Below are 23,266 nucleotides of genomic sequence, written 5' to 3' on the forward strand. Positions count from 1 at the left end.
CCTTTTACGCGAGGAGAATGGGGTAGGCCGCGACGAAGGCGCCGGCGGCAATGATGAGGGTGAGGATGGCCCAGAGACGGTTGTTGCCGCCGAGCATCTTGTCGGAAAGGCGAAGGATGAGATCGGGCGCGGCGATAAAGATCGCGCCTTCGAGCATCAGCCCCCAGCCCACGACGGTTGTGACGAGATCGCGCCAGTCGCTGCCGCCGTCATGCGTGGCGGTGATGGCCACGCCGGTCCACAAGAGGACGAGGCCGGTGAAATAAGCGAGCGCAAGATTGGAGCGCAGCCCGTCGATCATCGCCTGCCAGGCGCCGGGGCGGCGCAATTCGAGGATCGCGGCGCAAAGCGAATAGAGCCCAACGGCAAAGAGCACCCAGCCGGCATATTCCGTCGCATCGGTGGCAGGCATGTATTGCGCTCCTTTCTCGGGCCGAGAGGAGCGGGAACAGGCGGGCGTGGCCCGTCGTCATTCCGCTCCCTACGGCCTTGCGGCATCAGGTTCGACGGGTCGGGCGCTGCTTACACGCCCCTCTCAGCGAAAGCTCGCTCCCCGGGGATGGCCACTAGGTAGGCCAGCGGGGCCCGTTTGGGAAGGGTTCAGGTGGGACCGGCATTGTGTCTACGCGACAAGGCCCTAGGTTGGGCCGCCAATTTCCAGACCCGGAGCCACGATGACCGAAAATCCAATTCCGCCCTACGAGCATGAACGCGCAAAAAAGAACGCCTTTTCGCGGTTCCTCGACGGGGTGGAGTGGCTGGGCAACCTGCTGCCGCATCCGGTCACGCTGTTCGCCTTGCTGGCGCTGGGCATCGTGCTGCTTTCGGGACTGTTCGCCTGGATGGGGGTCGCGGTGGTCGATCCGCGGCCCGCGGGCGCGAACGGTGTCGCCGCCGACGGCATGATCCGGGCCGTCAGCCTGATGGACGGCGACGGGGTGCGCCGCATCTTTACCGGCATGGTCGACAATTTCACCGGTTTCGCGCCGTTGGGCGTGGTGCTGGTGGCGATGCTGGGCGTCGGCGTGGCCGAACATTCGGGCATGCTGAGCGCGGCGGTGCGCAGCCTTGTTCTGGGCGCGCCGCCCAAGCTGGTGACGGTCGCAATCGTCTTTGCCGGAATCATCTCAAACACCGCGAGCGAGGTCGGTTATGTCGTGCTGATCCCGCTGGGCGGCGCGATCTATTATGCGCTGGGGCGGCATCCGCTCGCCGGGATGGCGGCGGCCTTTGCCGGAGTGTCGGGTGGTTATTCAGCCAACTTGCTGATCGGCACAGTCGATCCGCTGCTGGCAGGCATCACCGAGGAAGCCGCGCAGTTGATCGATCCCGGATATACCGTGCTGGCGACCGCCAACTGGTTCTTCATGTTCGCATCCACCTTCCTGATCACGCTGATCGGCAGTTGGGTGTCGCTCAAGATCGTCGAGCCGCAGCTTGGCACCTACGACAAGTCCAAGTCCGACGGGACGATCCTCGACGACCACAACTTGGAGCCGCTGACCGACAAGGAACGCAAGGGTCTCAAGTGGGCCGGGATCGCGTTCGCGGGCGTGCTCGGGCTGATGGCGCTGACGCTGGTTCCCGAGTGGGGCATCCTGCGCAATCCCGAAGACGGCGACCGCATGGATTCGCCTTTCTTCGATGGTTTCGTGATGTGGATCTTCATCTTCTTCATCGCCATCGGTTACGCCTACGGGCGCGCGGCGGGGACGATGAAGACCGACCGCGACATCATCGATGCGATGGCCAAGGCGCTCAGTTCGCTCGGCCTCTATATCGTGCTCGTTTTCTTCGCCGCGCAGTTCGTCGCCTTTTTCGGCTGGACCAATCTTGGCGCGATCACCGCGGTGACGGGCGCGCAGTTCCTTGTCGATACGGGTATGACGGGACCGACGGTGTTCTTCGCCTTCATCCTGATCTGCGCGATCATCAACCTGTCGCTCGGCTCGGCCAGCGCGCAGTGGGCGGTGACCGCGCCGATCTTCGTGCCGATGCTCATGCTGATCGGCTATGCGCCCGAAACGATCCAGGCCGCCTACCGGATCGGCGACAGCACGACCAATATCATCACCCCGATGATGAGCTATTTCGGCCTCATCCTGGCGTGGGCGACGCGCTACCAGAAGGATCTTGGCGTTGGCACGTTGATCGCGATGATGCTGCCCTACACGCTGTTCTTCCTCACCTTCTGGTCGATCTTCTTCTACCTGTGGACCTTCGTCTTCGGTTTGCCGGTCGGGCCGGGGTCACCGACCTTCTATACGCCGTAGCATCGGCCGGCCGCCGCAATGGTCTGCCAGGTCGGCGCCTAGTTGCTGAGTGGCTTGGGCGAGGACGAGCGGTAGCCGGACGGCGCATCCCACATTGACGCGCCCGACGCGGCGAATTTGTCCAGCGATCGCAGAGAGTGGCCCGTGACGGTTCTTGCGGGGGAGCTAGCGGCCAGGCGCCGGTGCGGCCTGCTGCGCGGTGCCGGCCTGGATTTCCATCGGCGTGACGATTCCGTCGAGGTCGGTATCGAGCGCATCGAACTGGTTGAGCATCACGCGGCGATGTTCGAGCAGGGTGACCTGCCCGTCCTGGTTGAGGTCGACGCGCTGCATGTAGCTCGCCGGGCTGACCGGCTGCGAGGAGGCCACTAACTGGGCGAATTCGTCAGGGCTCACCATGCCATCGCGATTGGTGTCGAGCTGGGCGAACAGCTGGCGGTTGGCGGCCATGGCCTGCGTGCGCTCGTCCTGCGTCAACTTGGCACTGATCTCCTGCGGCGTGACCCAGCCGTTGCCGTCCGCGTCCATCGCGGCGAATTCATTGTCCATGATGGCCAGGTAGTCGGCGCGGGCCACCGGTTCGGCGACGGACTGGAAAGCAAGAAGCAAGGTGAGGCTGATCATCGACGCGATTCCCGTTACTTAAGTGGATGCAACTTGGCGCAAGCCCGCCGCGTTGTCGAGTTGCCAAGCCGCGCTCCATCAGTAGGGTGCGCCCAGATATCCGATCCGAATCCCTTCAGGAGAAGTTGATGAAAGCCGTGTTTTCCCTGTCCGTAGCTGCTGCCGCGATGGTGGCCTCGAGCCCCGCGTTGGCGCGTCCGATGACGCCCGAAGACGTGATGAAGGTCAAAAGCGTCGGCGCGATCGCCGTTTCGCCCGACGGCACCCGCGTCGCCTACCAGGTCGGCGGACGCCCCGACATCATCGCGGGCGAGGAAAATGGCGGCTACGAAAGCCAACTGTACATCGCTGCGGGGCCCAATGCGGCCGCGCCTTATCTGCCCGAAGGAATGAGTGTTTCGGACATCCAGTTTTCGCCCAATGGGCAGTGGGTGAGCTTCCTGCATAAAGGCGAAGATGACGACGAACGCAGCGTCTATGCGGTGCCGGTCTATGGCGGCTCGTACCAGAAAATTGCCGAAGCGCCCGATGCCGCCGTTTTGAGCCACGCATGGTCGCCCGACGGCAGCACCGTCTATATGTTGGCAGACGCCGCCAAGGACGAGGACCGCGAAGCCGAAGCCAAGAAGGGTTTCAACAGCCGCGTCTACGAAGAAGAAGCCAAGCTGCGCCGCATGTTCTCTTCGCGGCTGGGCGAACTTGGCGCGGGTGTCGAAGCCAGCGAGATCGTGATTCCCGGCTATGTCACCGAGTTCAAGGTGTCGCCCGACGGCAGCTTTGCCATCGTCGGGTCGCAGCCTACTCCGCAGATCGATGACACTTATACGTCCAAGCGCTTCCATATCATCGACCTCGCCGATGCGAGCGTTCGCGCCGTCGTGGAAACGCCGGGCAAGGTTGGCGATGCCGAAATCAGCGAAGATGGGCGCACGATGAGCCTGATTGCCGGTGTCGACATGAACGATCCAGCGGACACGACGCTGCACCTTGTCGACACGACTACCGGGACATTCCGCGCGCTCAATGCGGGCGCGGCCGAAGCCGCGGTCGACGCTGAATGGCTTGAGAACGGGCAGCTTGCCGCCGTCATCCATGTCGGCGCGCAAAGCATGCTGCGCATGTACAACGCCGATGGATCGGTGGCTGGCGAGATGGACCCCGGCGCGCTGATCCTCACCGGGATCGAGGCCGATGGCGGCACGCTGGTGGCGCGCGCGGACGCGCCGACGCATCCCAGCGAACTGTTCCAGGTCGACGAAGGCGGTAGCTTTACCCGCTGGACCAACAGCAACCCGTGGCTCAGTGAGATTACGTTCGGCGAACAGCGCACCGTGCGCTTCAATGCGCGTGACGGACAAGAGGTCGAACTCGTGTTGGTCGAACCGGTCGGGGGTATACCGGCTGGCGGCGCGCCACTGATCCTCGATGTGCATGGCGGGCCCGAAGCGCATGACAGCAATGGCTGGACGACCAATTATGGCGGACCGGGGCAGGTCGCCGCGGGCAAGGGCTATGCGGTGGCGCAGGTCAACTATCGCGGCTCGACCGGCTACGGCACGGACTTCTCCAAGCAGCACCAGGGCAACTATACCGATCCCGAATTTGCCGACCTCGTCGATGCCAAGAACGCATTGGTCGAGATGGGCGTCGCCGATGGGAACCGCACCGGGATTACCGGCGGCAGCTATGGCGGCTACGCGTCAGCCTGGGGCGCGACCTATTATTCGGACGAATTCGCCGCAGCGGTGATGTTTGTCGGGATCTCCAACCAGATCTCCAAGTTCGGCACGACCGACATTCCTTATGAGATGTACAACGTGCATTCGCGCGCATGGCCGTGGGACAATTGGCAGAAGATGCTCGAAGTCTCGCCCATCTATCATGTCGACAAGGCCAACACGCCGATCCTGATCATGCATGGTGAAGACGATACGCGGGTCGATCCGAGCCAGAGCTTCGAGCTGTATCGCAGCCTCAAGGTGCGCAAGCCCGATGTGCCGACGCGCATGGTGCTGTATCCGGGCGAAGGCCACGGCAATGGCCAGGCAGCCGCGCAATATGACTATATGCTGCGGATGATGCGCTGGTTCGACACCTACCTGATGACGGGCGATCGCGATGCGCCGCTGCCCGACACGCGGCCGGTTCTCAACCTGGCAAGCGACGACGAGTAGGTTCTGATCTGAGGAAAGGAAAAAGGCGCTCCCGAGGGGGCGCCTTTTTTCATTCTGCCGCCTTCTCGGCCTCGTGATTAGCTTGGTGGTCGGGCATGTTCGATACCAGCATGATGAGCTCGCCGCGCGTCATCAGACCATCACCGTCCTTGTCATGCGCGAACATCTTGTCGACGCCTTCGGCCAACTGGGCGTCGTTGATCGAGCCGCCGCCAAATAGCTTGTTTCCTAAAAGGTGTATCCGATCCCGGCAGCGAGAAAGAACTGGTTTGGATTGCCGCGATCGGCGACCAGCGGGCTGTCGGCAAAGTCGCCCTGCAGGCGGGTATAGATGGCGGCACCGAAGACCGACCAACCCTCGAGAATCGATTCCTCGAGGCTGTGGCCGAACAGCAAGCTGGCAGACCAGCTCTTGAAGCCGCCATCGAGTTGATACTCGCCGAGCTCGGGGACGAGCAGCGCTTCGGCGGGACTGATGCCGAAATAGGTCGAAGCGAAATCGTCGCCGACAAATTCGGCGGCGACGCCGACGCCGACAAAGGCCTTCATCGACAGCGGGGTATTGAAGTCGATGCTGGGCGAAATGATTGTGTCGCCGTGCGCACCGTTGACGTCGTGATACGCATCGAGCCGGAAACTGAGGCTGTCGAACGGGTTGGTGAGCTGCTTGACGGTCACGCCGGCAAAGCCCCCCAGCTCGATCGCGACGTCGCGGTCGGGCAGCCGGTCCACGATCTCGTCCGCGACGCTGCCCGTGCGGTTGAGCCGCACGCCCGCAATCGGACCGACATTTAACGACACCGTGTCGCTGATGTCGGGGCCGACATCGGCATAAAGCCGCAGACCGCGATTGACAATCGAGATGCCGCTCACCTGCGCGCGGATGATGCCGCCCGGAATGACGCGGTAATCGTCCGAGCCCGAATAGTCGGGACCGATCGCGCCGCCCAAGCCGATCGTGATGATGTCGCCCGACAAGTCGGGCGGGCCGCCCGGTGCGCCAGCGGGCGCCCCGGTGATGGGCGGTTCCTCGACCACCATCGAATCCTGGGCATGGGCTGGAAGAGCGAAGCCGGCGCTGGCCAGCAAGAGGATCGTTACGCGCATGACATCATAGCGCGCCAGTCGCGATGCGGTTCCCTGCGTGCTTACAGGCCGCGCTTGCCGAAACCGCCGGTGCGACGGCCGAAGGCCGGACGCGCGGGAACGGGCTCTCGCTCCGGCCGGGGTGAAGGCGACATGCCGCCCGATCCCAGCGGCCTGTCATCGCGGGGCGGATCGTGGCGCGGGCGCCAGCGGCCGTCGGGGCCGCGGATTTCAAGCCGGAGCACCGGGATGGGTTCGCTGCGGCCATGGGCATCGCTCACCGCGTGCCAGGCGCGCGCCAGCGGATCGCCGCTTTCCTCGCCAATCGTATCCCCGTCGCCCATGACCGGGCCGTTGATGAGGAGGTAGCGCTCGATATTGTTGAGCTGGTCCCCGACATGTTCGATGTCACCGGGTGCATCGAGAATCTCGACTTCGCGGCCGATGAACGGCAGCATGCCCGCCGACGACAGCGAGATATTGCCCGCGCTGGTGTCCGGAAAGGCGTGCCAGATGAAGGCCTTGATCGAAACTTCATCCTGCGCCAGCGCGCCGACCAGCTCGTCGAGAAAGTTGCCGGTGAAGCAGCTTTGCGTGGCGGCGTTATAGGCGCCGACGGCATAGCAGTCCTGCGCATGCTGCGGCCGTGCCGCGATGGCGAAACCGCACATCATCGCCTTGGCGCTTTGCCGCACGTCGAGCCAGCTGGCGGTGGTGCAATCGAGATCGCACTCGATGGTAAGGTAAGAGCGATGGCCGCGCAGTGCCGCCAGCGGTTCGCCGCGCGTGACGCCGAGCGAGCGGTCGAGCGCCAGTTCGACCATCCACGCCGGCAGCACGTCGTCATGGTGCGAGAGGCGAATCTTGCCGCCGCGGCCATGCATCAGCGTGTAGTCGCCCTCGGCTTCGACCTGCCAGTCGCCTTCGGCGTCGAAGGCGCCGAGGATATCGCGCAGCGTCTTGTGGTTGAGCGGCGCATATTTGTCGAACAGCAGGACGAGCGTCGGCAGTCGGTCGGCGCGCACTTCTTCATCGTGGAATGACGGCAGCGCGCCGAAGTTGATCAGGTCAGCCATGTCGGGGCCTCGCTGGCTCAGCGCCTGGCTCATCGTTTTCTCGGTCGTGGCCATCACAAGGACATCGAAGCCGAGGATCGCGCTGCGTTCGCGCGGCAGGCGATCGGGATAAGGCAGGTTGGTGATCCTGGACGCGATGCCGGGGTTGGCTTGTTCGCGTAGGGCTTCGGCGCGATCGAACTCCGCACCGGGATCTGGCGCATCGACGCTGGGCGCCTGCGGCGACGTGTTGCCGAGCCCGGCGACCATATCGGCGATCTTTTCGCCGCCCATGACCAGCTCGGCCATGCGCACAGCATCTTCGAGCCCGATCCATTTGTCGGTGCCATCGAAGCGCACCTGGACACTTTCTTTGTCGATAAAGGCCATGGTCGACGCCATGACGGCCGCGATGCGTTCGGCCAGGGTATCGCTGTCGGTGGTCGGGCGCTTGGCGCGTACCGCAAACCACCGGTCCCCTGGCGGCGGCGGGGCGTCGTCAACGGCGCCATGCTGGACGTCGACCTCGACAAAGACGGCATCGCTGTTGGCGCGGCCGCTGACCAGGATCGGGCGCTCATATTCGTAGGCGCAGTCGGCGGTGCCATCGTCCTCTTCGCCGCACGTCCAGCTATAGAGCGGCACATGCTGCGCCAGCAGCGTACGCACCGGCCCGGCCGGAAACTTCTTGGGCCTGGAATAGAGGATCGTGAACATGAAAAAACCCCGCAAACGCCTTAACGAATGCGGGGTTAAATCATGCCGGTTAAGATTGGCTTGAGGAGCGCAGCCTAGTCGCCTTCGCCAGGCTCGGTGCTGAAGTATTTCTCGAACTTGCCTTCCTCGCCCTTATACTTGTCGGCGTCTTCGGGGCTTTCCTTCTTGACCGTGATGTTGGGCCATTCTTCGGAAAACTTGGAGTTGAGCTCGACCCACTTTTCGGTGTCGCCCTCGGTGTCGGGCAGGATAGCTTCGGCCGGGCATTCGGGTTCGCACACGCCGCAGTCGATGCATTCGTTGGGATTGATGACGAGCATGTTCTCGCCCTCGTAGAAACAGTCGACGGGGCAAACCTCCACACAGTCCATATATTTGCAGCGGATGCAGGCGTCGGTAACGACGTAAGTCATGAAATAGGCTCCTTGGTTGGAGCTTGGCTAGAAAGCGCAGGCCCGAGCGTCAACGGTCTATGGCTTGATGCGAGTCGTTATCAATTCACCGCTTCGTAACAGGCGCGCGCCTCTGCCGCAGGGCCGCGCCGTTCCGGCAGCGACAGGATGCGCACGACCAAGATGCCCGAAGGCAGAGGAAGCGTCAGTACCTGGTCCGCCGCGATCTTCGTATCGGGCTTGAGGCAGCGCTTGCCATCGACGCGGATGAGACCGTCGGCAATCAGCTTTTGGGCGCGGCCGCGGGTCTTCACGAAGCGCAGCCGGCAAAGCAGCGTGTCGAGCCTGAGCGCTATTTCTTGAGATCCTTGAGCGCGTCCGCAAACGCGTTGGCCGGACGGTGGCCCTTGCGCTGATGGCGCTGCTTCTTGTGGTGCGGGCGCTTGTTCTTGCGATGTCGGCGCGGGCCGCGCCATTTCCAACGTTCCCCCTTGGGCACGAAGCCGATTTCATCCATCAGCATGGCGACGGCCTGGTCGTCGAGGCCGAGGCTGGTGGCGAGCTCGCTGTTCAAGGGGTCGCCGCCCTTTTCCTTGGATTCATATGCATGGGTGGCAAGGCGATCGGCCATGTCGACGCGTAGCCACATTTTGCCCAGGCGGCGGAAGGCGAGCCCGGCGCCATGATGGTCGGCGGTCTCGTCGAGGGTCGAGGTGCCGGGTTGCGGCAGGGCGGGGAGTTTACGTTCCTCGCGCACGGCGAGCAGGGCGGCGCGCCATTCCTGCGCGGCGGGCTTGAGCAGCGTGGCAATGAAGACGTCGAGCGCACCGAGGCGCACGCGCAGCTTGTAGAGCGCCGAGCGATCGGCCTTGTCGAGGTGCGAAATGGCGTTGGCAAGATCGCGGCGCGGCATCAGCCCGCCGGCATCGGCCAGCATCGCCGCGATGGCGCGCACGTTGGCGGGCGTGTCCTTGTCGGCGGCCGCCGCGGCCAGCTGCTTGAGCGGCGACAGATGCCGCTCGATCATGGTTTCGACCCATGCTTCGAGGCGGCTGCGCAGCGCGGCGCGCGCAGGGGTCGACAGGCGGTCGAGCGCGCGCGTGGTGCGCACCGCAGGTTCGAGCAGCGATCGGCCTGGCGACAGCCGGGCAAGAAAATGGTCTTCCCAAGCGATGCCGACGCCGCTCCCGTCTTCGGCCAAGGTGAAGGCCGTGTCGGGGGCATCGACGAGCGTTTGCGCGCGGCGCGAAAGCTCCTTGCCGAGACGTCGCTCGGCGGCGGCCAGAAGCAGGCGCTTGTCGGCATGCTTGGCGGTGGGGTCGACCTTGAATTCAAAGCCTTGCAAATGGCCGATCGGTTCGGGGCCGACCATGACCTCTCCTTCTGCGGAAACGGTGACGGGCAGAGCGTCGGCACCGTTTGACCCGATATCCTTGACCAGCATCGCGGTGCGCCGGTCGACGAAGCGCTGGGTCAGCGCGCGGTGGAGCGCGTCGGAGAGCCGGGCCTCGACGTCGCGCGTGCGTTCCTGCCATTTGTGCGGATCGGCAAGCCAGTCCGAGCGCTGCGCGATATAGGCCCAGCTGCGGATGCCCGCGAGGCGGTCGGCGAGGACTTCGATATCGCCCTGCACCTGATCGAGCCGGGTGACTTCGGCGGCGAACCAGTCCTGCGCGATATGCCCGCCCTCGCCAATGTAAGTGAAAACGCGCTTGACCAGGCGGGCATGGTGCTGGGGGCCGACCTTGCGAAAATCGGGAAGGCCGCAGCATGCCCAGAGGCGCCTGGCGGCCTCACCCTCGGTGTGGGCGATCTTGGGGTCTTCGGCGAGCTGTTTGAGCACTGCGAGATCGATTGCCAGCGGGGCCGAGCGCAGCACCGGATCGTCGCTTTTCTCCTCGAGACTGGCGATCAGCGTTTCGACGTTGGTGTAGTCGAGATCGCTATTGCGCCAGAACAGCGATTCGAGCGGGCGGAATCGGTGCGCTTCAATGTTGGCGATTTCCTCGTCGGTCATCTCCGGGCTCCGGTCGCCCAACGACAAGGTGCCGAAGGTGCCGTCCTGCTGGTGGCGTCCGGCGCGCCCGGCGATCTGCGCCATTTCGGAGATGCGCAGCCGGCGTTCACGGCGGCCGTCGAACTTCGAAAGGCCCGCGAAGGCGACGTGCTTCACGTCCATGTTGAGCCCCATGCCGATGGCGTCGGTGGCGACAAGATAGTCGACCTCGCCGCGCTGGAAGAGTTCGACCTGCGCGTTGCGGGTAGCAGGCGACAGCGCGCCCATGACGACTGCAGCGCCGCCCTTGAACCGGCGCAGCATTTCGGCAAGCGCATAGACCTGTTCGGCGCTGAAGGCGACGATGGCGCTACGCGGCGGCAGGCGCGAAAGCTTGCAAGCGCCGGCGTATGAAAGCGTCGAGAAGCGCGGCCGGCCAACGATTTCGGCGCGCGGCAGGAGTTCCTTGATGATAGGCCGCAGCGTGTCTGAACCCAAGATCAGCGTCTCTTCGCGGCCTCGAGCATGGAGCATGCGGTCGGTAAAGACATGTCCGCGTTCGGGATCGATGCCGAGCTGGGCTTCGTCGATCGCGGCAAAGGCATAGTCGCGCGGCAGGTCGCCCGGATCGCCGGGCAGCATCTCGCCGGTTCCCGACGGAACGGGCATCGATTCCGCGGTGCACAGCACGTAGCGCGCTTGCGGCGGGACGATGCGTTCTTCGCCGGTCACCAGCGCGACCGACTTGTCGCCCTTGAGCGCGACGACGCGGTCATAAACTTCGCGCGCCAGTAGCCGCAGCGGGAAACCGATGACGCCCGATGAATGGGCGCACATCCGCTCGATCGCCAAGTGCGTCTTGCCGGTATTGGTGGGCCCCAAGATGGCCCGGACGAGGCCGTCCTCGCTCATGCCGCCACCGTGAATCGACGGACCGTTCGATGCAAGAGCTAATCGGCAAGGCGAAGACAATTTGACATAAAGCCTTGTTAACCAAGACGATGCTAGGGAAAGTGCAGCAGTTTTTCGCGGGGATGAGCGCGTCAAGATGGACATGATGGCACAAGACGGTTTCGGGCGGTCGCGCACCTTGCGCGAACGCGCCTTCGTGCCGCCGCCGCCGCTTGCCTTGCCCTATGCCGACGCGCTCGATGAAGCGCGCTTTTCCAGCCTATGGTGGCGCGGGTGTGCAGCGCTTGCGCTAACCAGCATGGCCATCATGGTCGCAGGCCCCGCAAGCGGGCTGCCGACGGTCGCTGCCGCGCTACCCGTCGATGACACCGCCATCCAGTATCGCGCGGCTGGTGTGCGCGCGCTCGATGCCGGCGGGCAAACGGGCCTGCGCATGGCTGCGGACGATCGCGTCGAGACCATCGCGGTGGTCCCGCAGCGGCCCTGGCGTGAATTGGTGGCGACGCTGGGAAAAGGCGACAGCCTCGAAGCGGGGTTGCGGCGCGCGGGTGTTGCACAGGTGGATGCCGGCGCTGCGGCAGCGGCGGTGCGCGCAGCGGCGCCTGGCGACCTTCCAGCGGGAACGAAGGTGAATATCCGGCTGGGGCAGGCGAGCCTGAGCGGCGCGCGGCCGCTCGAAACGCTAAGCCTCAAGGCGCGCTTCAACCTGCGCGTCGCGCTTGAGCGTAACGGGGATAGTTTTTCGGTCCGCAAGGAGCGGATCGCGGTGGCGAGCGAACCGATGCGCATTTCAGGCTCGGTCGACCAAGGGCTGTATTGGTCGCTGCGCGCCGCCGGGGCCAGCCCGCGCACGGCCAGCGACTATCTCAAGGCCATCGGCGCGAAGATCGATGTCGGCACCGTGCTGCGCGGCGACCGCTTCGACCTGGTGCTCGAACGGCGGGTCAGCGATGCCGGTGAAGAACTTCCGGGACCGCTGCTGTTTGCCGGCGTGAAGCGGCAAGGCATGGACCCGATGGCGCTCGTCAAATGGCGTGTCGCGGGCGATGAACAATGGATCGATCCCACGGGCAATGCGGTGGTCGAGGAAGAGGGGCTGAGCTGGCCCGTCAATGCCCCCATAAGCTCGAACTTCGGCATGCGCGTGCATCCTATCCTGCGCTACAAGCGGCTGCATGGCGGCATCGATTTTCGTACCGGTCACGGTGCGCCGGTCTACGCCGCTGCCGACGGCCGTGTGACGCGTTCGGGCTGGAACGGCGGGGCGGGCAAGCAGGTCAAGCTGGCGCACGCCGAGGGCGTGGGGACGAGCTATTCGCATCTGTCGCGGATCGTGGTGCCGAGCGGTGCCAGCGTCAGCCGCGGCGACGTGATCGGCTATACCGGCTCGACCGGCCTGTCGACTGGGCCGCACCTCCATTACGAAGTGACGGTGAGCGGGCGCAAGGTCGACCCGCACACGGTAAAGACGGTGCGCCGCCAGCTGGTTGATCCGCAAGTGCTGGCAGCCGCGCAGCAGCGCTATCGCAGCTACCAGCAGCTGGCGCCGGTCGCGAGACCCGCACCGCTGCCGACGAGCTAGTTTAAAAGGTCGAAAAAGCCCGCGCGCTTCGCTACGCCTGAAGCCGTGGAAATCTACCTCCCCATCGCCGAGCAATCGGTCAATATCATCTTCATCATCGGGCTAGGCGCGCTGGTGGGGATATTGTCCGGGCTGTTCGGTGTGGGCGGCGGCTTCCTGACGACGCCGTTCCTGATCTTCTACGGCATCCCGCCTGCCGTTTCGGTGGCTTCGGCGGCGACCATGATCACCGGCGCCAGCGTTTCAGGCGTCGCTGCGCACATGCGGCGCGGCGGGGTCGACTTCAAGATGGGAGCGGTATTGATCGGAGGCGGGCTGGTCGGCTCGGTGCTGGGCGGGTTTCTCTTCCGCCTGCTGCAAAAGACCGGTCAGATCGACCTCGTCATCGGCTTTCTCTACGTCGGCCTGCTGGGCTCGATCGGCGCGCTGATGCTGCGCGATGCGATGGTGGCGCTGGGCTGGATCAAGCCGCCCAAGCGCGCTGGACCGCCGTCACGCCACAAGAAATATGTCGCTGCCCTGCCGCTCCGCTGGCGCTTCTACGCCTCGGGGCTTTACGTCTCCCCGCTCGCACCAGCCATGCTCGGCTTCGTGGCCGGCATTCTGACCGTGCTGCTGGGCGTCGGCGGCGGCTTCATCGTGGTGCCGGCGATGATCTACATCCTCGGCATGTCGGCGCGCGTCGTGGTGGGCACCAGCCTGTTGATGATCCTCGGCGTCAGCGCGGTGACGACGATGGTGCATGCGCTATCGACGCAGGCGGTCGACATCGTATTGGCCGCATTGTTGCTGCTGGGCGGCGTGGTCGGCGCGCAATATGGCGCGGTGGTCGCGCAGAAGATCAAGCCCGACCTCCTGCGCTTTGCCCTGTCGGTGATGATCCTCGTCGTCGCGCTGCGGCTGTTCCTCGGGCTGACCTGGCGGCCCGACCAGATCTACACGGTGACCTTGCTGTGATGCGCGCGCTGTTCCTTGGGCTGTGCCTGCTGGGGCTGACCGGGGCGAGCGCGCCGGTGCTGGTCCCCGATATCAGTTCGCGCGAAGTGCAGATCCGCTACAGCTTCACCGGTGCGCAGCTATTGCTGTTCGGTGCGGTGCTTTATCCCGGCGGGCGGGTGCCCGAAGAGCCTGCCCACGTGGCCGTCGTACTGCGCGGGCCGGTCGAGCCGCTGCTCCTGCGCGAAAAGCAGAAGAAAGCGGGCATCTGGATGAATGCCGACAGCTATCGCTTTACCTCGGTTCCGGGGTTCTACGCGGTCGCCTCCAGCGCTCCGCTCGATGACCTGCTCGATGAGCGCACCGCAGCGATCTACGAGCTCGGCGTGGACAATCTCCAGCTTTCGCCCGGCGGCGGTGAGCAGCCGGAAACGGTGCGACGCTTCGAAGCCGGGCTGATCGACCTTCGCACGCAGAAAGATCTTTACGTCGAATATCCGCAAGGCGTCGAGATCAGCGAAGGCGTGCTGTATCGCGCGCGCATCGCGATCCCCAGCAGCGTGCCCGTCGGCACCTATACGGCCGAGACATTCCTCATCGAAGATGGCCGCATCGTTGCCGTTGCCACCCGTGACATCGTCATCGAAAAAACCGGGTTCGAGCGCTTCGTGGCCCTACGCGCGGTGCGCAATCCTTTCCTCTATGGGCTTGCCTCGGTGTTGCTTGCGCTGTCGATGGGCTGGATCGCCTCGGTCGCATTTCGCAAAACTACCTAAGTGAAATTTAACGCATTTTGCTCTATGGGCATAAAGGAAGCGTAATTTTTGGGGCATAACATCGATGAACGACCAGCCGAACCTGCAGCAATTTGTAAGCGAGCTGAATAGCTACGGCCGCGAGGAAGGCGATGTTCCGCCGCCCGCACCGGGCGCCGAACCGCCGATCGGGCACGTGCTGGAAATCGCCGGTTCGGGTAGCCGCGTCGTCATGGATGCGCGCCGCCTGATCGAACTGTCCACCCACGAAGACCCCGCGCTCCAGATGTCGGGCCAAGTCGGCAGCCAGGTGAAGATGGCGGTAGGCAAGAGCTGGCTGATCGCCAACGTGCGCACGATGAAGGCCTTCGAAGGCACCACCGTGCTGGCCTATGTCGACTTCCTGGGTGAAGGCAAGCGCGAGGCCGATGGCCGCATGTCGGACTTTAAACGCGGTGTAACCCGCTTCCCCATTCCGGGCTGCGAAGTGCACGCCGTGACCACGACCGACCTTCGTTCGGTCTTCGCCGCCGACAGTCGCCCGCATATCGAGATCGGGAGGGTCTATCCGACCGAGGATATCCGCGGTGCGCTTTATATCGATCCGATGCTCGGCAAGCACTTCGCGGTGCTTGGGTCGACCGGTACGGGTAAGTCGACCTCGGTGTCGCTGATCCTGCACCGCATCTGCGAACATAGCCCCGAGGGTCACATCATGATGATCGACCCGCACGGCGAATATTCGGCCGCCTTCAAGGGCTATGGCGAACTGTTCAACGTCGACAATCTGCAGCTGCCTTATTGGCTGATGAACTTCGAGGAGCATTGTGAAGTCATGCTCGTCTCGTCGGGTCATGATCGCCAGCGCGATGCCGACATCCTTGCCAAGTGCCTGCTGGAAGCGCGCGGCCGCAACAAGATGGCGGAAGAGTTCGGCAAGGTGACGGTGGATTCGCCGATCCCGTACTTGCTGACCGATCTCAACCAGATCATCGTCAACGAGATGGGCAAGCTGGATCGCGCCGGCGATGCAACGCCCTACCAGCGCATCAAGAACAAGCTCGACGAGCTGCGTTCGGATCCGCGCTTCTCCTTCATGTTCTCGGGCATGCTGGTCAGCGACACGATGGCCAGGTTCTTGCAGAAGATGTTCCGCCTGCCCGCCGAAGGCCGCCCGATCTCGATCGTTGACGTGTCGGGGGTTCCCTCGGAAGTGACCTCGACCGTGGTGTCGGTGCTGGCGCGCATGGTGTTCGACTATGCCATCTGGAGCCGCACCGAAGCGCAGCGCCCGATCCTGCTGGTCTGCGAAGAAGCCCACCGCTACGTCCCCAAGGACGAAACCTCGGGCGCGCAAGCCGTGCGCCGCATCCTCGAGCGGATCGCCAAGGAAGGTCGTAAATATGGCGTCTCGCTGGGGCTGATCACGCAGCGTCCGTCCGATCTGGCCGAAGGCGTGCTGTCGCAGTGCGGCACCATCCTCTCGATGCGTCTGAACAACGAGCGCGATCAGGACGTCGTGCGCGCCGCCATGCCCGAAGGTGCCAAGGGCTTCCTCGATGCCATTCCCGCCTTGCGCAACCGCGAAGTGATTGCATCGGGTGAAGGCGTGAACATTCCGATCCGCGTCACCTTCGATACGCTGGAGGCGGAAAAGCGCCCGGCGTCGAGCGATCCCAGCTTTGCCGAAAGTTGGCGCGAAGTGGGCGATGAAGAAGGCATCATCGAACGCACCGTGCGCCGCTGGCGCGGCCACGGCAAGTAGCGCTGGCCGGTTAGAAGTCGGCGCCGAGGCTGACCACCGGCCCGGACCCCGGGTCGGCGTTGCCGGCGACTTGCTGGCGCCAGTCCAGATGGAGTTTGACGCCGCCGTATAGCGGCATCGAGAGTCGCGGCCCGACGTCGAGCCGCGACAGGCCGGGCTGCGCCCCGCCCCATATGCCAAGGCCGCCGTCGACATTGGCGATAAGCGGGCGGGTAAGGGTCAGCGCGCCGTCGACGAACAGGTTGCGCTCCTCGATGCCGACTGCACCGCCCTGGATATAGGCATTGGCTTTTACATCGGCGGCAATCGACCGGTCCCAGACGCCGGCTTCCGCGAACAGTGCAAAATCGTTGCGGCCACCGCTATCGCCGATCCCTTGGCGCCGTTCGGCGGTGAGGGACAGCGGGATCCCGGTGAAGGGCGTGAAGCGGACCCCCAGCGCGACCTCGCCGCCATCGATGTCGCGATTGGCGGGGGCACTGGCGCGTGCGGACACGGCGAAGTTCTGGTCGACGCGATAGAGCAGGCGGGCGCCGGCCTGGCTGCCGCCGAGCGCCCCGGCGGCGGCTAGCGACTGGCCGGGCGCATCGTCGCGAAACAGGCCCCAACCAGAAAGCTGCCAGCGATCGAACGGGGGCGGCGCTACCGCGGGTGCTCCGGGCGATACGGGCGCTGGCCGAGGTGGCGGTAGCGCGGTCGCGACAATCGAAATAGGCCGCCCGCCCGCCGACAAGGTCCATGGCATCGGATCCACCGCACGGGCTCGTGGCGGCGGCGATACCATGGCTCGGGCCATGCCGGCGGGGCGGGCGAACGCAGCGACGGTCGGGGGGGATGCGACCGCATCCGCGCTATGTTCGATATAAACTGGGTAAGGTACGTAGACGGTCGTGGCGGGCCGCGGCGCTTTGGCCGCCTGCACACTGGCTGCAGCGACCAATGGGATAGTGTCGAGCGGTTTGGCGAACGCGCCGGGATAAAAGCCTGCAGTGGCGACACGCAGAATCACCCAGCCCGCGACGAACATCGCGAGAAAGCTTGTCGGGCTGCTCATGTGCTCGTCTCCGGAAAGACGTGTGCTGTCTTGTCCCAGCGGGGCGCACCGCCACGTAGATGAAAGCCAAGCGCCCGCTTCACTGCAAGCATCGTGATGATGTTGCCGATGACGATCCGCGGGATCGACAGGAAGCCCTGCCAGATCCCGTACGTCGCCGCAGTGAAACCAAAGCGCATGGCAAGGCGCCAGGTCAGGAACGCGGCATTGATCAGGAGCAGAAGCTGGAGTGCGGGGCCGACGCCCAGATCGACCGGAGCGCCGAAGCTTTTCGCCAGCCACAGCTGCGACCACAGCAGGGCGGCAAGGTAGCCGGCGGCGAGAAAGAGCGCGGCAAGCGGTCCGCGCCGGTCGCGCATGCGCATCCAATATTCGCCGAGCCGGCCCCGCCAGCCCAGCCGGTCCCAACCGGCCAGCGCGATGCCGCCGATCCAGCGCGCTTTCTGGCGCACTGCACCGTCGAGCGTCGACGGGAAATGGCCTTGGGTGGCGACGACCTGATGCTCGCCAGGCAATGCCGGGATGCGCACGAACATGGTTTTCATGCCAAGCGCGCCAAGTCGCAGGCCGAGTTCGTAATCCTCGGTCTGGCTGTCGCCCGAAAAGGGGGTGCCTTCATGCTGCGCAGCAAGCCGCGCCATCGCATCGCGGCGAATGGCGCAGGCGACACCGGCGAGCGGGATCGAGGCGCCGACGGCCTCGCGAACTACCAGCTCCTTGCCATGGCTTTCGGCGAACTCGTCGCAATAGTGCCCGCCGATCCAGGGCGACTCGCGATCGATCAGCGGGATGACGGGGAGCTGGATCGCAGCGGCGCGATCGATCAGCCGATCAAATACCGCCAGTTCCAACGGGTGTACCAGATCTTCCGCATCGTGAAGGATGATCGCCCGCGCGCTGCTCCCGCGCTCCGTCTCTTCCACGATTAGAGCGTCGTGCAGGTAGTTGAGGCAATGTGCCTTGGTGGTCGGCCCGTCGGCGTCGACCTCGACCGGAATGATGCGCTCGTCATCAACGGCATGAACCGCCGCGCAGGTTGCCGGATCGTTGCGATAATAGCCGACGAAGAGCCGGTAATCGGCGCGGCCATAGCGGGCCAGCGTTTCGCGCAGCATCTTCGTGATGACGGCGCTCTCGTCCCAAGCCGGGATGAACACGGCCATCCAGCCGTCATCGCGGGTCGTTTTGAAGCTGTCCGCGTGCGCGCGCTCGTGTTGGCGATAGACGGTGGCCGTCCGCCAGAAGCGGCGCGTGAAATAGAGGATGTCGACGACGAGGTCGTCGAGCGAAAAGAGGAAAAAGCCGACTGCAGCGAACAAGGCCAGTTCGCCAGCGATGGACGCCATGAGTTGGGCGATGCTCATGGTCGACTATTCGCAATGTTTGGAATCGACGCTCGATACATGCGGTCCTATCCGCTGAATATCCGAGCAAGTTTGACCTATGTCAGAAACAATTCGGTGCCGCAACTACCTCCATTTCGGAGGCTATCCTTGAAATGCGAGTTCAATTTCAGCGATTCCTGCAACGTTTTCAGCGTGATGACGGAACAAGACGGGCTGCGGGGCTTTACCGAATAGTAAGTCAATTGCGTTAGCGAAGGGGCACGCCGACCGAGAAGGAAGTGCCCGTTTGATGATTGCCGCTCTTACTCAGAATATGCAGACCCGCGCTGCCAATCTGCTGGCTGCGCTCGAGGCAAGCCTCAAGACGATCATGGCCTTCTGGCTGATCCTTGCGATGGGCGCCTGTTCGCTACGCGTGTCGCTTGGCGCGGTTGGCGCCGGTTCGAACGATCTCGGCACGGCGCTGCCTTATATATTGGTGATCGTCATGCCCCTCGTCTCGATGGGGCTCGCGCTCAAATGGTTCGCCGACGGCGAAAACATGGCGCAGCCTGACATGCGCCTTGCCCTCGTCGGCAAGTGGCGCGACGTCGATGCTTCCGAAGCCAAGGCGCATTCGCTTTATGGTGCCAGCGGTATCATGGTTTCGTTGCTGGTCGGCATGTTGCTCAACGTCCCGGTGCGTGTCGCCGAGTTCCTGGTGGCAATTCCCGCGATCACCAGCGCGGTGCCGAGCTGGCTCTCGGTGCTGCACTTCATGATGACGCTCGACGTCGTGTTGCTGACCAGCCTGTATACCATTGCTTTCGTTGCGGCGCTGCGCCGCGTGCCGCTGTTCCCGCGGCTGCTGGTGGCTGTCTGGTGTATCGACCTGGCGATGCAATTGTCGGTGGCGCAGTTGGTGGCCGCGCAAGGCCTGCCCTCAAGCGTTGCCGCACCATTGCAGACATTGCTCGATGCGAACGTCAAGAAGGTGCTGATATCGGTCGGCCTGTGGGCGCCGTATCTGTTGCTGTCACGCCGCGTGAACGTGACCTATCGCCACCGCGTGGAAGCGTAGGCACCAACCTTTCCAATCAATCTGCATCGTTGTTTTTGTCCCCGAGTCGCGCCCGCGACTCGGCGCGGATGCAGCTGATTGAACTGCGACTTAAACCGTGAGCGCTCATTTTTTTGTCCTGTTTTGAAACAAATATTAATCTGAATTAGGTTCTGTTAACCTCCCATTAAATGCCATTACCCACGCAAATCTGCCATTTCTGGCCGATTACTGCAGTTTGGGAATATAATGGGAGTTAAATTTCTATGCTTGACGAAAAGTTAAAGCGCGTAAAGAAATGAGCCATCCGATGCGGGCGGAAGCTAGGTCGGGGGGGATCGCAAGTGCATTTGTTGCACGCGTTTTGCGATCGTGTCTCTCAGCTCTGTTTCCATCATCGGTAGACGGATCGCCGGCATGGCGGTTCGGGAGTGATAAAGAGAGTAGGGGACGAAGAATGAAGAAGTTTGTTGCAATGATGAAGAATGAGTCGGGTGCGTCGGCTGCTGAATATGCGCTGATCCTCGCCATTATCGGTTCGGTCCTGGCGCTTGCCGCCGTGGCCCTGGGTTCGGCGATTGGCAACGCCATCGACGACACGACCGAGTGCATCAACACGGACGGCACCAGCTGCCCGTAAGTTGAGAGAGTAATACGTAACGAAGATGGCCGGTCCGTTTTCAACGGCCGGCCATTTTCATCTCTGCATCAGTAATTTGGAAATTAACGCCTTTTTCCTAGGCGCTGTGGAGAAAAGCTGATACAGGTTAACGGATTTTCAGTTGGGGGGATGATCGGGCTATGAACCGTAATTCAATTATTGCGCTGGCTGTGGCTGTCGTGCTCGGCATCATCGCCGTCTACCTCGTGAATAGCTATTTATCAGGCCAAGAGGGCCGCATTGCCGCGCAGGAAGCCGCTGGCGAGCGCACTCAGGTCGCTGTCGCCGCTGCGCCCTTGGGTTATGGCACCGAAATCACGCGCGACCGCGTGCGGTTTGTAAGCTATCCGACCAACGCCTTGCCGCCCGGCACATTCCCCGATTTCGAGACGCTGTTTCCGGAAGGCAAAACGCGCCATGCACTGCGTCCGATCCAGGTCAACCAGCCGCTGCTCGCCGCCGATCTTACGGGCGAAGGCGAAGGTGCCTCGATCGCTGCGACGCTGCCCCCGGGGATGCGCGCGGCTACGGTTAGCGTAAACGCCGTGTCGAGCGTTGCGGGCTTCATCCAGCCCAATGACTCGGTCGACGTCCTCATCACGCGTCAGTCACTCAACGGGTCGCAGCAAGTGACCGACGTACTGCTCCAGAATGTCCGCGTCATCGCGATGGATCAGCGCGCGCAGGATTCGAACCAGCCGGCGGTGTCCAGCACGGCGACGCTCGAGGTCACGCCTGTCGACGCTCAGAAGCTCGCGCTTGGCCAGCAGCTCGGACAGCTCAGCCTCGTGCTGCGCAAACCGGGCGTCGAAGAAAATATCCCGACCGTGGAAACCGTAAGCCTCAACGACCTGCGCTACGAGCTGCAGCGTGGCGCTTACGAGGGTGCGACGGCCGCCGTGCCGGAGCCGACACAGGCGGTAGCGCGTCCGGCACGACGCTTTACCCGCCCGGCCGCAACGGCACGTCCGGCGCCGCCGCCAAAACCGCGGGTCGAAGTTACGAGAGGCCTGGATACAAGCAGCTACGAGGTGGGCGAATATGAAGACTAGGGGGACCATGCGCGCCGCGCTGGCCGGATTGATGCTGGCCGCGGGGGCGGCTGTCATCGCGGCGCCGGCACATGCGCAGCTTATCGAGGCAGGGGACGGCATTCACGCCGGCGAACTCGCTATTCCCGTCAACAAGAGCCAGGTGCTGCGGACCGACCGTCCTTTCGCCCGTGCGCTCGTCGGCAACAGTGAAATCGCTGACGTACTGCCGCTGTCGGATCAGTCGCTATACGTGCTGGGCCGCAGTCAGGGCACGACAAGCCTGACGCTTTACGATTCCAGTAACCGCCTGATCGCTGTCATCGATGTCGCGGTCGGGCCTGACGTGACCAGCCTCAAGCGCCAGCTCTCCGACCTCATGCCGGGCGAAGACGTCGGGGCGCGGATCGTCAACGATTCGATCGTGCTCGACGGCATCGTGTCATCGGCCGTGGCTGCCGACCGCGCGATGCAGCTGGCAGAAGCCTACGGCGGCAATGTCATCAACATGATGTCGATCGGATCGTCGCAGCAGGTCATGCTCGAAGTGCGCTTCTCCGAAGTGAATCGTACCGCGCTCAAGGAGCTCGGAACGGGCTTCTTTATTTCAAACAACGATGGCGATTTCGGCGCTGCAATCGGCGACGGCGCATCGGTGTTCGACCGCGACAATCCGGGTAGCGGCGTGGCGCTCGATACGGTGCAAGATGCTTACGGCGCCTTTGCTGGCACCTTCACCCTGTTTGGCGCGAATGTTGCCGCCTCGCTCGATGTGCTCGAGCGCAAGGGTGTCTCGACGACGCTGGCGGAGCCGACGCTGGTTGCACTGTCGGGCGAGCAGGCGAGCTTCCTGGCGGGCGGCGAGTTCCCGATCCCCGTGGCGCAAGGCGGTAGCGATGATGGCGCTGCCATCTCGGTAGAATTCAAGCAGTTCGGCGTCGCGCTCGCGTTCACGCCGACGGTGCTTGCCGATGGCGTCATCAATGTCGTCGTGCAGCCCGAGGTCAGCTCGATCGATTCTTCGGCCTCGGTTGCCATCAACGGCATCGTGGTTCCGGGATTGCAGACGCGCCGGGCCTATACGACGGTCGAACTGCGTGACGGCGAAAGCTTTGCGCTCGCCGGCCTTTTGCGGACGGACTTCCGCGATACCGTACGTCAGTTTCCGATCCTGGGGTCGATCCCGATCATCGGCTCGCTGTTCCGGTCGACGGACTTCCAGCGGCAGGAAACCGAGCTTGTCATCATCGTCACCCCGCGCCTCGTGCGCCCGGTGCCGCACGGCTATCTCCAGTCGCCAACCGACCGCGTGACGCCGCCCGATGAAATCGACCTGTTCCTGCTCGGCAAGACCGATGGCGCGGTGCCGCCCATCTCGCTGCCGGGCGAGCAGCCCAATCCGAGTTGGTATCCAATCGGCGAACCGCCGAGCGAATATGCACCGGAAAACCGCAACAACGATGGCGGCGATACCGGTGGCGGTATGGCCTCTGTCGATCCGCGCACGCTCGAAAAGGAGTATGGACATGACCTGTAAGCTTTTGATTGCGGGCATCACCCTGCCCCTCGTCGCAGCGGCATGCGCGCCGGTCGATCCGGGCTATGGCGATGCGGTGGCCTACAACAAGGCTGCGCACACGATCGATCCGGAACCCGAATATGAATGGGACGACGCCAAGCCGGGTGAAAGCGGCGAACGCGGTGCCGACAATGCGAAAGCGTATCGCGAAGGCACCGTCAAGCGGCCATCCGGCGCTGGCGGAAGCGGTGGCAACCAGGGCGGCACAGGCGGCGGGGGCCAAGGCGGTCTCGGCAGTCGTCAAAGCAGCGGACCTCTGTAAGGCGCTGTTGGGCGATTAGGAGATGAT

The 23,266-nt window shown here is 63.8% G+C and carries 21 protein-coding genes; 11 read left to right on the forward strand and 10 right to left on the reverse strand.

What is annotated here, in order from left to right:
- Nucleotides 1-4: 4 nt before the first annotated feature.
- On the reverse strand, nucleotides 5-412 hold the full coding sequence (locus NUX07_RS01685) for a hypothetical protein (protein ID WP_265528323.1): 408 nt from the start codon (nucleotides 410-412) through the stop codon (nucleotides 5-7).
- 262 nt (nucleotides 413-674) lie between these two features.
- Between NUX07_RS01685 and NUX07_RS01690 the strand changes: the two genes are divergently transcribed.
- Nucleotides 675-2,273, forward strand: a complete 1,599-nt coding sequence (locus NUX07_RS01690) for an AbgT family transporter (RefSeq protein WP_265528325.1) — start codon at nucleotides 675-677, stop codon at nucleotides 2,271-2,273.
- Between the two features lie 165 nt (nucleotides 2,274-2,438).
- On the opposite strand, the gene NUX07_RS01695 is transcribed toward NUX07_RS01690, so the two are convergent.
- Complete coding sequence (locus NUX07_RS01695; RefSeq protein ID WP_265528327.1) at nucleotides 2,439-2,897, reverse strand: EF-hand domain-containing protein; 459 nt, start codon at nucleotides 2,895-2,897, stop codon at nucleotides 2,439-2,441.
- A 128-nt stretch (nucleotides 2,898-3,025) separates the two neighbouring features.
- Here NUX07_RS01695 and NUX07_RS01700 point away from each other — a divergent pair, with 128 nt between their 5' ends.
- A complete protein-coding gene (locus NUX07_RS01700) occupies nucleotides 3,026-5,071 on the forward strand; it encodes an alpha/beta hydrolase family protein (protein WP_265528329.1) in 2,046 nt (681 codons plus the stop codon).
- Between the two features lie 49 nt (nucleotides 5,072-5,120).
- Here NUX07_RS01700 and NUX07_RS01705 read toward each other — a convergent pair whose 3' ends face one another.
- The 6 genes from NUX07_RS01705 to NUX07_RS01730 all read right to left on the reverse strand — a co-directional run bounded on the left by NUX07_RS01705 (nucleotide 5,121) and on the right by NUX07_RS01730 (nucleotide 11,229).
- Nucleotides 5,121-5,258, reverse strand: coding sequence for a hypothetical protein (locus tag NUX07_RS01705; RefSeq protein WP_265528331.1), 138 nt, complete (start codon nucleotides 5,256-5,258; stop codon nucleotides 5,121-5,123).
- A 41-nt stretch (nucleotides 5,259-5,299) separates the two neighbouring features.
- Nucleotides 5,300-6,178 (reverse strand): MipA/OmpV family protein, encoded by an 879-nt coding sequence (locus NUX07_RS01710; protein ID WP_265528333.1) that lies wholly within the window; start codon nucleotides 6,176-6,178, stop codon nucleotides 5,300-5,302.
- Between the two features lie 41 nt (nucleotides 6,179-6,219).
- Entirely contained in the window at nucleotides 6,220-7,929 is a 1,710-nt protein-coding gene (locus tag NUX07_RS01715) for a DUF4261 domain-containing protein (RefSeq protein ID WP_265528335.1), read from the reverse strand.
- Between the two features lie 74 nt (nucleotides 7,930-8,003).
- Nucleotides 8,004-8,342: a ferredoxin FdxA gene (fdxA, locus tag NUX07_RS01720; RefSeq protein ID WP_265528337.1), complete on the reverse strand. Its 339-nt coding sequence runs from the start codon at nucleotides 8,340-8,342 to the stop codon at nucleotides 8,004-8,006.
- 80 nt (nucleotides 8,343-8,422) lie between these two features.
- Complete coding sequence (locus NUX07_RS01725; protein WP_265530725.1) at nucleotides 8,423-8,677, reverse strand: S4 domain-containing protein; 255 nt, start codon at nucleotides 8,675-8,677, stop codon at nucleotides 8,423-8,425.
- Nucleotides 8,674-11,229: a DEAD/DEAH box helicase gene (locus tag NUX07_RS01730; protein ID WP_265528338.1), complete on the reverse strand. Its 2,556-nt coding sequence runs from the start codon at nucleotides 11,227-11,229 to the stop codon at nucleotides 8,674-8,676. The genes NUX07_RS01725 and NUX07_RS01730 overlap by 4 nt, the downstream gene beginning before the upstream one ends.
- 145 nt (nucleotides 11,230-11,374) lie before the next feature.
- Between NUX07_RS01730 and NUX07_RS01735 the strand changes: the two genes are divergently transcribed.
- From NUX07_RS01735 to NUX07_RS01750, 4 genes are all read left to right on the forward strand, one after another.
- Nucleotides 11,375-12,811, forward strand: coding sequence for a M23 family metallopeptidase (locus tag NUX07_RS01735; protein WP_265528339.1), 1,437 nt, complete (start codon nucleotides 11,375-11,377; stop codon nucleotides 12,809-12,811).
- Nucleotides 12,812-12,856: 45 nt separating this feature from the next.
- Nucleotides 12,857-13,768 carry a sulfite exporter TauE/SafE family protein gene (locus NUX07_RS01740; RefSeq protein WP_265528341.1) on the forward strand — a complete coding sequence of 304 codons (912 nt, stop codon included), beginning with the start codon at nucleotides 12,857-12,859 and terminating at the stop codon, nucleotides 13,766-13,768.
- Nucleotides 13,768-14,523: a TIGR02186 family protein gene (locus tag NUX07_RS01745; protein ID WP_265528343.1), complete on the forward strand. Its 756-nt coding sequence runs from the start codon at nucleotides 13,768-13,770 to the stop codon at nucleotides 14,521-14,523. The genes NUX07_RS01740 and NUX07_RS01745 overlap by 1 nt, the downstream gene beginning before the upstream one ends.
- Nucleotides 14,524-14,587: 64 nt before the next feature.
- Complete coding sequence (locus NUX07_RS01750) at nucleotides 14,588-16,267, forward strand: ATP-binding protein (protein WP_265528344.1); 1,680 nt, start codon at nucleotides 14,588-14,590, stop codon at nucleotides 16,265-16,267.
- A gap of 10 nt (nucleotides 16,268-16,277) precedes the next feature.
- On the opposite strand, the gene NUX07_RS01755 is transcribed toward NUX07_RS01750, so the two are convergent.
- Nucleotides 16,278-17,321: a hypothetical protein gene (locus NUX07_RS01755; RefSeq protein WP_265528346.1), complete on the reverse strand. Its 1,044-nt coding sequence runs from the start codon at nucleotides 17,319-17,321 to the stop codon at nucleotides 16,278-16,280.
- Nucleotides 17,318-18,685 carry a glycosyl transferase family protein gene (locus tag NUX07_RS01760; protein ID WP_265528348.1) on the reverse strand — a complete coding sequence of 456 codons (1,368 nt, stop codon included), beginning with the start codon at nucleotides 18,683-18,685 and terminating at the stop codon, nucleotides 17,318-17,320. Before NUX07_RS01760 ends, NUX07_RS01755 begins: the two co-directional genes overlap by 4 nt.
- 271 nt (nucleotides 18,686-18,956) lie before the next feature.
- Between NUX07_RS01760 and NUX07_RS01765 the strand changes: the two genes are divergently transcribed.
- From NUX07_RS01765 to NUX07_RS01785, 5 genes are all read left to right on the forward strand, one after another.
- Nucleotides 18,957-19,727: a DUF2569 domain-containing protein gene (locus tag NUX07_RS01765; RefSeq protein WP_265528349.1), complete on the forward strand. Its 771-nt coding sequence runs from the start codon at nucleotides 18,957-18,959 to the stop codon at nucleotides 19,725-19,727.
- A gap of 436 nt (nucleotides 19,728-20,163) precedes the next feature.
- On the forward strand, nucleotides 20,164-20,346 hold the full coding sequence (locus NUX07_RS01770) for a Flp family type IVb pilin (RefSeq protein WP_265528350.1): 183 nt from the start codon (nucleotides 20,164-20,166) through the stop codon (nucleotides 20,344-20,346).
- 161 nt (nucleotides 20,347-20,507) lie between these two features.
- Nucleotides 20,508-21,419 carry a Flp pilus assembly protein CpaB gene (gene cpaB / locus NUX07_RS01775; protein ID WP_265528352.1) on the forward strand — a complete coding sequence of 304 codons (912 nt, stop codon included), beginning with the start codon at nucleotides 20,508-20,510 and terminating at the stop codon, nucleotides 21,417-21,419.
- Nucleotides 21,409-22,935 (forward strand): type II and III secretion system protein family protein, encoded by a 1,527-nt coding sequence (locus NUX07_RS01780; RefSeq protein WP_265528353.1) that lies wholly within the window; start codon nucleotides 21,409-21,411, stop codon nucleotides 22,933-22,935. The genes cpaB and NUX07_RS01780 overlap by 11 nt, the downstream gene beginning before the upstream one ends.
- Nucleotides 22,925-23,239 carry a hypothetical protein gene (locus NUX07_RS01785; RefSeq protein ID WP_265528355.1) on the forward strand — a complete coding sequence of 105 codons (315 nt, stop codon included), beginning with the start codon at nucleotides 22,925-22,927 and terminating at the stop codon, nucleotides 23,237-23,239. Before NUX07_RS01780 ends, NUX07_RS01785 begins: the two co-directional genes overlap by 11 nt.
- Nucleotides 23,240-23,266 lie beyond the last annotated feature (27 nt).

The sequence above is a fragment of the Sphingomicrobium marinum genome (assembly GCF_026157105.1).
GTDB classification, from domain to species: Bacteria; Pseudomonadota; Alphaproteobacteria; order Sphingomonadales; family Sphingomonadaceae; genus Sphingomicrobium; species Sphingomicrobium marinum.